The sequence below is a fragment of the Sphingobium sp. PAMC28499 genome, assembly GCF_004795815.1.
Classification (GTDB): Bacteria; Pseudomonadota; Alphaproteobacteria; order Sphingomonadales; family Sphingomonadaceae; genus Sphingobium; species Sphingobium yanoikuyae.
In genome coordinates, this window is record NZ_CP039248.1 from 993,379 (window position 1) to 1,006,579 (window position 13,201).

At 63.7% G+C, this 13,201-nt stretch carries 9 protein-coding genes and 1 pseudogene; 8 read left to right on the plus strand and 2 right to left on the minus strand.

The window, feature by feature from the left end; genetic code table 11:
- Window positions 1–37: 37 nt before the first annotated feature.
- The 4 genes from E5554_RS04745 to E5554_RS04760 all read left to right on the plus strand — a co-directional run bounded on the left by E5554_RS04745 (window position 38) and on the right by E5554_RS04760 (window position 4,082).
- Window positions 38–1,720 carry a GMC family oxidoreductase gene (locus tag E5554_RS04745; protein WP_136186110.1) on the plus strand — a complete coding sequence of 561 codons (1,683 nt, stop codon included), beginning with the start codon at window positions 38–40 and terminating at the stop codon, window positions 1,718–1,720.
- A 73-nt stretch (window positions 1,721–1,793) separates the two neighbouring features.
- On the plus strand, window positions 1,794–2,828 hold the full coding sequence (locus E5554_RS04750) for a LacI family DNA-binding transcriptional regulator (RefSeq protein WP_136186111.1): 1,035 nt from the start codon (window positions 1,794–1,796) through the stop codon (window positions 2,826–2,828).
- A gap of 85 nt (window positions 2,829–2,913) precedes the next feature.
- Window positions 2,914–3,306: a Dabb family protein gene (locus E5554_RS04755; protein WP_136188256.1), complete on the plus strand. Its 393-nt coding sequence runs from the start codon at window positions 2,914–2,916 to the stop codon at window positions 3,304–3,306.
- Window positions 3,307–3,515: 209 nt separating this feature from the next.
- Window positions 3,516–4,082, plus strand: a complete 567-nt coding sequence (locus E5554_RS04760) for a DUF1993 domain-containing protein (RefSeq protein WP_136186112.1) — start codon at window positions 3,516–3,518, stop codon at window positions 4,080–4,082.
- Between the two features lie 89 nt (window positions 4,083–4,171).
- Here the strand turns inward: E5554_RS04760 and E5554_RS04765 are convergent, their stop codons facing one another.
- Complete coding sequence (locus tag E5554_RS04765; protein ID WP_004209531.1) at window positions 4,172–5,284, minus strand: ROK family transcriptional regulator; 1,113 nt, start codon at window positions 5,282–5,284, stop codon at window positions 4,172–4,174.
- Window positions 5,285–5,409: 125 nt separating this feature from the next.
- Here E5554_RS04765 and E5554_RS04770 point away from each other — a divergent pair, with 125 nt between their 5' ends.
- The 3 genes from E5554_RS04770 to E5554_RS23525 are packed head-to-tail and all read left to right on the plus strand — an operon-like array spanning window position 5,410 to window position 10,084.
- Window positions 5,410–7,905 (plus strand): TonB-dependent receptor, encoded by a 2,496-nt coding sequence (locus E5554_RS04770; RefSeq protein ID WP_136186113.1) that lies wholly within the window; start codon window positions 5,410–5,412, stop codon window positions 7,903–7,905.
- The gene (locus E5554_RS04775) at window positions 7,905–9,083 is read left to right on the plus strand and encodes a YdcF family protein (protein ID WP_136186114.1); all 1,179 of its coding nucleotides are present in this window, start codon (window positions 7,905–7,907) and stop codon (window positions 9,081–9,083) included. Before E5554_RS04770 ends, E5554_RS04775 begins: the two co-directional genes overlap by 1 nt.
- 8 nt (window positions 9,084–9,091) lie before the next feature.
- Entirely contained in the window at window positions 9,092–10,084 is a 993-nt protein-coding gene (locus E5554_RS23525) for a nuclease (RefSeq protein ID WP_348769747.1), read from the plus strand.
- 116 nt (window positions 10,085–10,200) lie between these two features.
- On the opposite strand, the pseudogene E5554_RS04780 reads toward E5554_RS23525, so the two are convergent.
- Window positions 10,201–11,427 (minus strand): annotated as a pseudogene (locus tag E5554_RS04780) (MFS transporter); the annotation flags it as partial.
- A gap of 509 nt (window positions 11,428–11,936) precedes the next feature.
- Between E5554_RS04780 and E5554_RS04785 the strand changes: the two are divergent.
- Window positions 11,937–13,175, plus strand: coding sequence for a site-specific integrase (locus E5554_RS04785; protein ID WP_010336385.1), 1,239 nt, complete (start codon window positions 11,937–11,939; stop codon window positions 13,173–13,175).
- The last annotated feature ends 26 nt before the right edge of the window (window positions 13,176–13,201 follow it).

Sequence of the window (13,201 nt, forward strand, 5' to 3'; positions counted from 1 at the left end):
GCCTGCCTCAAGACAGAAAACTCCAGGAGAGGACATCATGGCTTCGACAGACAGGTACGATGCGATCGTCATCGGTTCGGGCATCAGCGGCGGTTGGGCCGCCAAGGAATTGACGGAAAAGGGGCTGCGGGTGCTGATGCTCGACCGCGGCCATATGGTCGAACATGGCGAGGATTATACCTATGACGGCAAGCCCGCCTATGAGGTGCCCGCCCGCAACATCATGCCCGACCCGCTCAAGCAGAGCGATTATTTCATCGCCCAGCATGGCTATGTCGCACCCAGCAACCAGGCCTTTTACAATAATGACCGCCTGAACCCCTATGATTATGGCGCTGGCAGCAAATTCTACTGGATCCGCCCCGCGGCGGTCGGCGGCAAGTCGCTGATCTGGGGTCGCTGGAGCTTCCGCTGGAGCCCGGCCGATTTCGAGGCGAACAAGCGCGAGGGCATCGGTGGCGACTGGCCGATCCGCTATGAGGATCTGGTCCCTTGGTACAGCTATGTCGAAAAATATATCGGCGTATCGGGATCGCGCGAGAATCTGGCCTATCTGCCCGACAGCGAGTTCCAGCCGCCGATGCCGATGAACATCGCGGAAAAATGGATGAAGCAGCGGCTGGAAACGCAGTTCCCCGGCCGCAAGATGATCAATGCGCGCCTGTCCAACATGACAGAGGACAAGCCCGAGCAGAACCGCACCAAATGCCAACTGCGCAACCAGTGCGGCAATGGCTGCTCCTTCGGCGCCTATTTCTCGACCCAGGCGGTCACGCTGCCGGCTGCGCGGGCGACCGGGCGGCTGACCTTGCGGTCCGACGCGGTCGTCACCCATCTCGATTATGATCCGGCGACCAAGAAGGTCAGCGGCGTGCGCTTCGTCGATGCCAAGACCGGACAGGCCGAAACCGTGACCGCGCGGCTTGTGTTCCTGTGCGCGTCGGCACTGGCCTCGACCCAGATCCTGATGAACTCGCGCCCGGCGGGCAGCGGCAAGAGCCATTTCGACAGCAGCGGGACGCTGGGCCGCTATGTCATGGACCATATCTTCCGCGTCGGCGTGAAGGGCGACATCCCCGGCATGGAGGAGTTCATCGAATATGGCCGCCGCCCCGGCGCCATCTATGTCCCGCGCTTCCGCAACAATGGCGACAGCGAAGATGTCGGCTTCAAGCGCGGCTATGGCTATCAGGGCGGCGCCTATCGCGAGCCGTCCAAGCCGGTCGGCTTCGGCGCGTCGATGAAGCAGGGCATGCGCAAATATGGCGGCTGGAAATTCCAGATGGGCGCCTTTGGCGAATGCCTGCCCTATGAGGATAATTATGTCGCGCTGAGCCCCGACAAGACCGACCGGTTCGGCATGCCGCTGATGCAGTTCAACGTCACCTTCCGCGACAATGAGATGCGGATGATGGCGGACGCGCGCGAACAGGGCGAAAAGATGCTGCGTGCGGCGGGCCTGACCAACGTCACCAGTTCGGTCCGCGAACATGTGCCGGGCGACGCCATCCATGAAATGGGCGGCGCCCGCATGGGTGCCGATCCGCGCGCATCGGTGCTCAACCAGTGGAGCCAGGCGCATGATGCCAGCAATCTGTTCGTCACCGACGGCGCGCAGATGGCGTCCATCTCCTGCGTCAATCCGTCGCTGACCTTCATGGCGCTGACCGCCCGCGCGGTCGACCATGCGGTCAAGGAAATGAAGGCAGGCCGGGTCTGACAGGGGCGCCCCACTCCCGACGCTGTGCTGCGCCGCAAAACCGGCTATCAGGGGCCATGAGGATGAGCTTCTGATGGCCCGACGGCGGGAAAATGGCGTGACGATCCGCGCCGTGGCAGAACGGGCCGGCGTGTCGGCGATGACGGTATCCAACGTCATCAACGGCGCCGGCCGCGCCAGCGCGACCACGGTCGCGACGGTGCAGGCGGCGATCGCGGAACTGGGTTATGTGCCCAATCTGGCCGCCCGGCGCCTGGCCAAGGCGCGGGCGACGACGGTGGGCCTCATCTACAGCAACCGGCGCACGCCCTTTCTCGATGCCGTTCTGGTCGGATCGCTGAGCGCGACCAATGCCAATGGGCTGCAACTGATCCTGCGCGACGGCGATGGCGTGACGCTGGACGAGGCCGAACGCATCGCCCAGGAACTGGTGCGCAGCGGCGCCGATGCACTGCTGCTGATCCCGCCCTTTGCCGAGCAGTTGAGCGGATCGGCGATATTGCCGGCGCTCGGCGTGCCCTTCGCCGCGATCGCCACCGGCACGCCGCTGTCGGGCATATCGACGGTGCGGATCGACAATCAGGCGGCGATGGAGGCGCTGACCCGGCGTGTCATCGCCGATGGCCATCGCCGCATCGCCTATGTCGCCGGTCCCGATCATTACAGCGTGGTCGCCGCCCGGCTCGACGGCTTCTACGCCGCCCTCCAGGACGCTGGCCTGCGCGTGGACGATAGCCTGATCGTCGAGCACAGCGCGTTCGACCATGCATCCGGCATGGCGGCGGCGCAGGCGCTGCTCGCCCGGCCCGACCGGCCGACCGCGATCCTGTGCAGCAGCGACGATCTGGCGGCGGGCGTCATCGCCCAGGCCGGACAGATGGGGCTGACCCTGCCCCATGATCTGAGCGTCACCGGGTTCGACGACACCATCCTCGCCTCGCGCGTCTGGCCGCCGCTGACCGTGATCCGCCAGCCGGTCGAGGACATGGCCTTTCGCGCCACCCAATGCCTGATCGGTGCGCTCGGCAAGGGCGGGATGCGCGTCAGCGACGAGATATTCGACCATCAACTGGTGCAGCGCGCGTCGATCGCGCCAGCCAGCACTTAGGGCTTCACCGGGTGGCGCGGATCGCCGCCCTTTCAGCGACAGGGGACAGAGCATCATGGAAACGAGCAGAAGGGAATTGGCGGCGATGATGGCATTGGGCGGCGCAGGCATGGCCCTGTCCTCGACACAGGCCTCGGCACAGGCCGCGACCCCGGTTCAGGCGAAGCTGGTCCATCATGTCTTCTTCTGGCTGAAGCGGCCGGGCAACCAGGCCGATCGCGACCAGTTGATCGCCGGCCTGCGCACGCTGCGCGCTATCCCGGTGATCCGCGACCTGCAGATCGGCGTGCCCGCCAGCACCGAAAAGCGCGATGTGGTCGATTCCTCCTTCGATGTGTCGGAACTGATGGTCTTCGACAATGCGGTCGACCAGAAAGTCTATCAGGACCACGAAATCCATCAGGCCTTCGTCAAATCCTGCGAGCATCTGTGGGCGAAGGTCGTGGTCTACGACATGCAGGTCGTGCCGGATCGCTGAGCCGGGCATCGCAAGGCGGCCCGACCCGCGCTAGGGTCAATCGACATTTAGCCCTGACGGCCTGCAAATGGCGGCCTTCCGCGCTTCCGGTGCTCACGTACTTTAAGTACGCTGCGCTCCGGATCGCGGAAAACCACCATTTTCGTCACGTCATCATCTGAATGTCGATCGCCCCTAGGGTCGCTCATCAGCCTGAACGAGAGAAGATCATGATTCTGCCGGATATTCTTGCCCCAACCTATGTCCAGATGCTGGGCGCTTTGTCGGCCTGGCTGGCCAAGGCCGAGGCCGGGACGCAGGATGGCATGGCGCAAACATTGCCGGGCGCGCGGCTGGCGCCGGACATGTTCCCGCTGTCGACCCAGATCCGCTTCGCCTGCGTCCAGGCGCAGGAGGGCATGTACCGGTTGCGCGGCGAAGCCTTCCCGCCGCTGGTCGGGCAATTGCTCGATGAAGGCCGCAACGCGGGCGAGCATCCCGGATCGATCGCCGATGCGCAGGCGAGAATAGCCGAGACGATTGCGATCGTGGAAAGCCTTGCGGCGGAAGCGCCGCCCATCGATCCGGCTGCGCCGATCGCCCATGCACTGCCGCAGGGCATGATCTTCGACCTCACCGCCGGCCAATTTGTCCGCGACTGGGCGTTGCCGCAATTCTACTTCCACATCATGACCGCCTACGCGATCCTGCGGGCGCAGGGCGTGGACCTGGGCAAGGTCGATTATGTGGCCCACATGTTCCCCTATTTGCGGTCCGGCACCCTGCCTGCGCAATGAGGTGAAATAGCGGCGGCGGCGCATGCTGTGGTTCATGGCGATGGAGCCGCGTCGTGGCCCGTTTTGAGCATATCGGCCCGCCGCCAAGCCTATGTCTCGGCAGACAGGGCATGGATCGGCAGCAGGGCCGCGCCGAAGGTGATCGGCGATCCATGCAGGTTCGATATTCTGACCGGCGGGCGGCGATGATGGACCGTGGTGACGAGGTCCGCCTGATGCAGGCGATCGGCCAGCCCCTGCAGGATGGTCGATGGTAAGGTGCCGGCTAGCACGATCGCCCCTGGATCGAGCCAGGCGAAGGCCGTGTTGCTGACCATCTGCAATTGCTCGGCCGCCCGGTCCAGCCAGATGTCGATCGTCGGTGCCTGGTCGGCAGCATGGAAATCAATGTCCGCGACCGAGGATAGGTCGCAACCATTGCTGCGGAGCATCGCCAGCAGATCCAGCGGGCTGGGACGCGGCAGATGCCCTGGAAACAGGCAGCCAATCTCGCCCGCCACGCCATATTGACCGCGCATCAGGCGCCCGTCGACAATGACGCCGGCGCCAATGCCGAAGCCCAGCAGCAGCACGACGATCGTGCCGAAATCGCGCAGCAGGCCACCCAGATAATATTCGGCGATCGCTGCGGCATTGGCGTCATTCTCGATCCACAGCGGCCAGCCCATTTCGGCGGACAATATGTCGCGCAGGGGCGCGTCCCTCCAGTTGGGCAGGACGTCGACGACGCTCCACCGATCGCCGGCCGGCGACAGGGATGGTCCCGGCACCGCGACGCCCAAGCCCAGCATGCGGCGTCCCAGCAGGCCGTGCCGGTCCACCAGTTCATGCGTCATGCGCCGCACCTTGCGGGCAAAACCCTGGGGATCGATCGGCGCAACGGCCTCATGATGGGTGGCGATGGTGGCGCCGGTGAAATCGACCAGGGCGATGTCGATGAAGCCCTTGTGCGCCGTCGCGCCGACCGCATAGCCGCCATGGCCGGCCAGGCGCAGGGGGATGGCCGGGCGCCCGCGGCCCTGTGCTTCCGCGCCAGGCACTTCCTCCACCAGATTGAGCCCGATCAGGTCGCGCGACAGGCGGGTGAGGGCGGTCCCGCTGATTTCCAGCGCGGATGCCAGCGCGGAACGGGACAGTGGCCCCGACTTGCGCAGCATCTGGAGGATGCGACGCTGGTCCTTGTCCAGGGTGGGAAATAGCATGATCGATCCCGCTATCGGTGAAAAGCGACGACCGGTTATGGGGATTTATTTATTTTCACAACAATAATTAAAAATGTCATATCGTACGGCCAGAGGCGCCCCGACCAATTCAGAGGGGACGCATCATGCTCAAGACTTTCCTTGCCTCCGGCACGGCGCTTGCCGCGCTTTGCACCATCACCACGCCCGCCCTGGCGCAGGCCGCCGCCGACGCTGCGCCCGCCGCCGAAGCGGCTGCCGATGCCGGCAACGGCCCCAACGACATCATCGTCACCGGCTCCACCCGCGCCCAGCGCCGCTTCGACGTATCCTATGCGATCAACACCATCTCGGCCGAGGATGTGGAGAAGATCGCGCCTGTCAATTTCGCCGACCTGATCGGCCAGCTGCCCGGTTTCCAGACCGAAATCACCGGCGGCGAGGTGCAGAATATCTACCGCATCCGCGGCCTGCCCAATGATGGCGGCTTCGTCAGCTTCCAGCAGGACGGCCTGCCGCTGTTCCATGAGAATGACGGCGTCTTCTTCCGCGGCGATGCGATCCTTAAACAGGATCTGATGACCGACCATGTGGAGGTCGTGCGCGGCGGCCCGGCCCCGGTCTATGCCAGCTATTCGGGCGCAATCATCAACGCCATCACCGTGACCGGCAGCGACGAAGCGCGCGGCAAGGCGCAGGTCACGCTCGGCGACACCGGCCTCTATCGCCTCGACGCCTATCAGGCCGGCCCGCTCGGCAACGACACCTATTATGCGATCGGCGGCTTCATCCGCTATCATGACGGCTATCGCGACAATGGCTTCGCCAATGACAAGGGCGGCCAGCTGCGCGCCAATATCAAGCATGATTTCGACAATGGCTCGATCAAGCTGAACCTCAACTATGTGAACGACCACAACGTCTTCTATCTGCCGATCCCGATCTCCGACCCGCGCGATCCCAGCGTCTCGCTCGACAAATATATCGACTATTTCGACGGCACGATGAATTCGCCGGCGCTGCGCCACGTGAACCTCAAATATCGCGACGGCACCGGCCAGATCCAGAGCCGCACCGGCGACCTGTCGGATGGCCGCCATATGCAGATGGTCAATTTCGGCGCGCAATATGATGGCGATTTCGACGGCTGGCTGGTCTCGGCCAAGGCCGGCTATACCCAGGGCAAGCTCGATTTCAGCGCCTTCTACTCGACCACCAACCCGGCTGACGGCAACGCCTTTGCCGCCGGCTATCTCGCCCGCGCCACGACGGCTTTCGGCGCGGTCGACCATTTCGGCTATACGCTGGCCGGCACCAACACCGTCTATGATCCCTATGCGGCGTCGGGCCTGGTGATGCAGGGCCAGTATCGCGACATCCACTCGAAATTCTATTCGGCCCAGGCCAATCTGTCGGTCGCCAAGAAGTTCGAGACCGGCTTTGGCACCCATGACCTCAAGCTCGGCCTCTATGGCAGCTTCTATGGCGAGGACAGCCGCACCCTCTATCAGAATTACCTGATCGAAGTGGCCGGCAAGCCGCGCACGCTGGACCTGGTCGCCTATAATGCCGCCGGCGCGGAAATCGGCCGCGTCACCGACAATGGCGTGCTCAACTATGCCGCGACCCTCAACCAGGGCGACAGCGACGCCAAGATGTTCGCCGTCTTCGCCAACGACACCTGGGAAATCGTGCCGGGCCTGCGCATCGACGCCGGCATCCGTCACGAACGCTACAGCTACAAGGGCTGGGCCGCGCTGACCGAGGCGGCCAATCTGGGCGACTCCAGCACCCTGGCGGACGACAGCACCCGCGCCTTCACCGGCGTGATCCTCAACCAGAAACTGAAGCCCAACGTCACCAACTGGACGGTCGGCGCCAATTACGACTTCTCCAGCCATGTCGGCATCTATGGCCGCGCATCGCACCTGGAGACGCCGCCCAACATCCAGACGGTGATGAGCATCAACCCGACCATCATCACGACCAAGGCCGACCAGTTCGAGGCCGGCCTCAAGCTCGCCTTCGGCCGCTCCTATCTCTACGTCACCGGCTTCTACACCAATTTCGATCCGTTGAACGCCAGCTTCCTGGCCTATGATCCGACCACGGGCCGCAACGATGTCAACGTGCCCTTCATCGGCGAGGCCCAGGTGAAGGGCGTCGAATTCGATGGCAAGCTGGCGCTGACCAACTGGTTCTCGCTCAACGGCGCGCTCACCATCAGCGATCCCAAATACAAGAATTTCGAAAGCTCGACCGGCGCCGATCCGGAACAGGCCGAAGGCAACCAGATCGTCCGCCAGCCCAAGGTCTACGGCAATATCCGTCCCAGCTTCGACTTCCAGACGGGCGACACCGACGTGTCGGTCTATGGGCGCTACACCTATATGGGCAAGCGCTATGTCGACCTCTACAACAACACCGCGCTGCCGGCCTATGGTACGATCGGCGCCGGCATCACCGCGCGCCATGGCAGCTGGCAGGCACAGATTGTGGGCGACAATCTGTTCAACGCCCATGGCCTGACCGAAGGCAATACCCGTACCGACTCGCTGAGCGGTCAGGGCAGTGCCGAGGCGATCTATGGTCGCCCGATCTTCGGCCGCAACTTCCGCCTCGTCATCAGCAAGTCCTGGTGATGGCCCGCCGCCTCGGCCGCGTTGCGGCGTCGTTGATGACGATGGCGGCGGTGGCGATCACGCCCGCCCCGGCTCTGGCCGGGGCGGCGCGCGACGCCGTGACGGAGGCGCTGTCGCGGCGCCTCTTTCCCGTGCTGGACGCCCTTGGACACGATCCGGCCGCCCTTGCCGCCTTCCGCGCCCGGCCGGACATGGATGCGCTGCTCCATGCCCGCGAAGATCGCCGCACGGCATGTGCCGGCGATGTCGATTGCGTGGCACAGGCCCATATCTGGACCCCGACCGAAATCGCCCTGATGGTGCAGGCTGCGCTGTCGCTGCGTGACGTGCCGGTCGCGGACGATGGTGCCGGTGCGCAGATCCGCCGCGAGGTGGAGGGGATCAACGCCATCCTGCGCAGTTATGCGCTGGGGCAGGTGCCCGCCTATCCCGATATCGACGGCGCCGGCACGATCGACCCGCGCGAGCGCCAGGTCCGGCTGCGCGCCGCCGCCTGGATCGCGCAGACGCCGCGCAAGGGATCGGCCCAGGCGCTGGATTCCAGCATCGACTATGCCCTTGCGCTGCTCGACGTCAGCGACCGCACCGACGCGATCGGCTTCGAACCGCTGACCGGCGGCCCCAACGCCCCCGCCATGGCGCGGGCCAAAAATATCGACTGGAAACGCTATCGCTACAGCGCGCTGATCGTCACCGGCGTCGGCCCGGAAGTCGACGGCATGCCGCTGAGCCCGTTTGGGAAATATCATCTGCGTCTTGCCGCCAACCGCTTTGCCGATGGCGATGCACCCTTCCTCATCCTGACCGGCGGCCGCGCTCATCCGCGCGCGACCCGCTTTGCCGAGGCGCAGGAGATGCGCCAGGCGCTGATCGAGCGCTATGGCGTGCCGGCCGATGCCATCATCATCGAGCCCTATGCCCGGCACACTACCACCAATTTGCGCAACGCCACCCGCCTGCTGATGGCGATGGCGGCGCCGCTGGACAAGGATACGCTGATCGTCTGCAATCCGGGGCAGAGCGCGATGATCGAAAATCCCCTGTTCGTGCAGCGCAACGACAAGGAACTGGGCTATCAGCCCGGTGCCATCGGCGCGCGCCTGACCCCCACCGAATTGCTGTTTCGCCCGTCGCGGCTGTCCGCGCGGGTCGATCCGCGCGATCCGCTCGACCCCTGAAGGGAGGCATGATGACACGTAAACTGACCTTGGCCCTGGCGCTCGGTGCGCTGGCGTTCAGCCCCGGCGCCGCCATGGCCTGGGGCGGCACCGCCCATGAAGTGATCGATCGCGCCGCGCTCGATGCCATCCCGCAGGACGGTCCCGTCTTCCTCAAGGCCTATACCGACTATATCGCTGCCTCCGCCTCGCTGCCCGACAGCTGGCGCGGGGATTCGGAGAATTTCTCCAAGATGGAGGAAGACCCCAATCATGGCTGGTTCCGCGAGCAGTTCCGCTTCGTGAAGCCGATCCCGCGCTCGCGCTACGAATTCATCCTGGCGCTCTACAAGCGCTATGAGACGATCAAGGACAGCGATCCGGCAACGGCCGCGCGCACCAATGTCCGCTGGACCGGCACTTTGCCCTATGCGGCGATCGAGGCTTACGACCGGCTCGTCGTCTGCATGCGCCATGTCCGCAAGGCGCAGGCCGAAGGGGGCGACATATCCGTCCCGGCGCAGCATTGCGCCTTCCAGACGATCCGCCTTGGCCATTATATCGGCGACGGCGCCCAGCCGCTGCATGACTCGATCCATTCGGACGGCTGGCGCGGCGACAATCCCGGCGGTTACACCCGCGATCGCAGTATCCACGGCCGCTTCGAAAGCCAGTTCGTCGATGGCATGAAGCTGACCGTGGCGGATATCGCGCCGCGCCTCGGTGCGCCCGGTCATCGCGACGGCGACATGTTCGACGCGATCCTCGCCTTCCTGGATCAGGCCGGCGATCGGATGGAATATGTCTATCAGCTCGAAAAGCGGGACGGCTTTGCCGATTTCGCCGACAAGGATGTGCGCGCCCTCGTCTATGAACGGACCGCTGCCGGCGCTGCCATGCTGCGGGACATGCTCTGCCGCGCCTGGGCGGAAAGCGCCAGTCCGCCGGCCAGGGTCGTGCCCGCGCCGCTCGATTTCTCCAATCCGCGCTTCAACCCGGAAACCGGATCAGCGCCGGACTGATTGCGTGCTTCCCGCCGTGCCAGTGCTGCGAGCAGCCGGGCATGGCGGGCATGGCCAAGGTCGAAGCGCCGCATCAGCAGGATCGCGCAAAGGCTGCCAAGGGCAGGAATGCCCAGCCCCAGGCCGAGCATGCCGGCCTGGACTGCCGCAGTCTGTGCCTGCCCCGGCACATAGCCCAGCAGGCCAAGTGTCCAGCCGCTCAGACTTGAGAAGGCGGCACCGCTTGCCTTGACCACGACGAGATAGAAGGCGAACAGGCCTGTCTCGAAGCGCCTGCCATGGCGCCATTCCACCACATCGACGGCATCGGCCAGCAGCCCCCATGGCAGCATGAACATGCTGGCGAGGCCGACGCCGACCACCGCCCCACAGATGGCCAGGGCAGGTGGCCAGGACAGGCAGGCGGCGAAACCCGCCAGCCCGATGATGCTGACCCCATGTCCCATGGCGAGAAGGGCGCTCTTGCTGAATCGTCTGGTCATCGCGGTCCACAGGATCACGCCGGCGAATTGGCCGATCGTCACGGCCAGCAGCAAGGTTGCGACAAGATCGGGGCGGCGGACGACATAGCTGCCGATATAGAGCAGGGAGCGCCCGAATGCCGGTGCGGCAAATCCGGTGAGCAGGGCCAGAAGAGCCAGTGCCCCGACCATCGGGTCGCGAAACGGGATGTCGATGCCGTCCTGCCTTGCGCTTTGCCGGGCGGTGCGGGCCGCACCACCGCTTGGCTCGCCGCCGCAGGTCCATGCGCACAGGATCATCGTCAGGGCAAAGATGGCGCCCGTCGCCGCGCCGGTGAGCGCCAGCCGATCGAAGGACCGGGTATTGCCCGCATCTTGCACCAGCGGCGTCAACAAGGTCGCGACAATCAGCGCGCTCGCCGTACTGAACAGCAATCGATAGCCCGAAACACGGCCCCGCGCGCTGCTGTCGCTGGTCACCTGCGCCATCAGCGCATTGTGCGGCACGTCGATGATGGCATAGGCGCCCCGGAATATCAGCAAGGCCATGGCCAGCATCCATAGCTGTCGGGCGCCAAGCAAGGGCATGGCATAGAGCAGGGCGAAGGCGATCGCGCAGGGTGTCGCTGCGACCGCCACCATCCAGCGATAGCCCTTGCCGACATGCCGCAGGCGGATCGTCAGCCGCGCCGCCAGCAGATCGAAGATCAGGTCGCCGCACAGCGCGGCGAGCATCAGCCATCCCGCCGTCGTCGCGCCAAGGTTCAGCACGTCGCTCAGCAGGAACAATATCGTCAGATCTGCGCCGCTGAAAACCAGTGCCTTGCCGAAATTGCCGGAGGCATAGGCCAGCAAGCGGCCATCGTCCCGTGTCCAGATCACCTCGATCGCCCCTGATGGTCATGACCGCACGGGGAATTGCGGAATGCGTCGCGCCTAGAAGCGCATTCTTTCATTTGTGCGACAAAGGCGTTGGGAATGGGGCTGGTGGCTTATCGCCATTAGCAGCCCTGGACCACGCGACAGGGCGGGCCACAGGCGGATCAGGGCCGCGTGGCCGCAGAAGGAAAGCGTATAAGACAACGCGGCCTTGCTGCCCCCGAAGGGTGATTATCGCATCGATTTCTGGGAAAACTGGAGCGGGCGAAGGGATTCGAACCCTCGACCCCAACCTTGGCAATTCGCCCGAAGCATATTTTCTGTGTTTTTCGATTCTACCCTAAAACAGCAAAAAGCACGCATTTCTGCCGTTTGTTTGCGATCGAGATTCGTCAGTGTTATCCTGCCCTACGCCCGGATTTGACCTCCAGGACTTATAAAATAAGCAAAATCAGGTCGAAATCCGGAAAAAGTAAGCAGATTTTTGGGTCATTTGGCAGGCGACTGAAATCATGGCGAAAATCACAAAAACGCTCATCGAAGCTCAGAAACCTTCGAAAGATGGGGTCAAAGGTTCGAATCATCTTCTGTGGGACAGCGAGCTGCGTGGCTTCGGTGTTTCTATCGGCCAGAGCCGGCGAAGTTTCGTCGTTCAGTACCGTTTGCCGAACGGACAGAGCCGTAGAAAGGTGATCGGTCGGTTCGGGTTGATGACTGTGGAGGAAGCTAGGCGGCAGGCTCGCATCATTCTTGGCGATGTCGCCAATGGGCGAGACCCTGTCGAGGATGCCCGGTCGAGCGGGCAGGGCTATACTGTAGACCAGATTTGTGACTGGTACCTTGAGCGAGCCTCAGCCGGCAAAATCATCGGCAGAAGCCGCAAGCCGATCAAGGCATCCACTCTGACGATGGATCGAAGTCGTGTCGATGCCCATATCCGTCCGTTGCTAGGCCACAGAATAATTGCCACATTGAAGCTCGGTGATATCGAAGGCGCCCAAGCCGACATCGCTGCTGGTGCGACCTCCAAGCCCAGGGTGGGCAGTCGTGGGGGAGCCACCAAAGGCGGCGAAGGCGTAGCCTCGCGCTGCATGTCTACGCTTCACTCGATTTTCGAACATGCCGTACGACTTGGCGAAATCGAAAGAAATCCCGCGAGAGGCATTCGCAGAATTGCGAGCACGCCCAAAATGAGGTGGCTCTCTCAGGCTGAGATCAGGAAGCTCGGCATAGCGCTCAGAGAAGCTGAGGCAGATGACGAGCATCCTACCGGGATAGCCGTGATCCGATTGCTGTTGTTGACTGGCTTTCGTCGGCTCGAAGCACTCAGTCTTGAGCGCGACTGGCTCCTTGATGAGGAGAGCGCGATTCACTTCAGGACGACAAAAACGGGGGCGCAACGACGCGTGATAGGTCAGCCTGCTCTCCAGCTTCTTTCGGCGCAGGCCGATTCGGGTTCGCGATATTTCTTCCCAGCCGATTGGGGAGATGGCCACTTCATCGGCATAGTGCGGGTCTTGGATAGAATTTGCCATCGAGCAGGACTCGAAGGCGTGACACCGCATGTCTTGCGCCACACTTTCGCAAGTGTCGCAGGCGGGCTTGGCTACTCCGAACTCACGATTGCGGCACTGCTGGGACACGCGTCCCGCGGCGTCACGCAGCGCTACATCCATATCGATGAGCCGCTGCGCGCCGCCGCAACGGCGGTAGCCGAGTATATCGATGAACTTTTGCGAGGGTGCAGATGATCGCCCTCCACCATCATGACATGGAG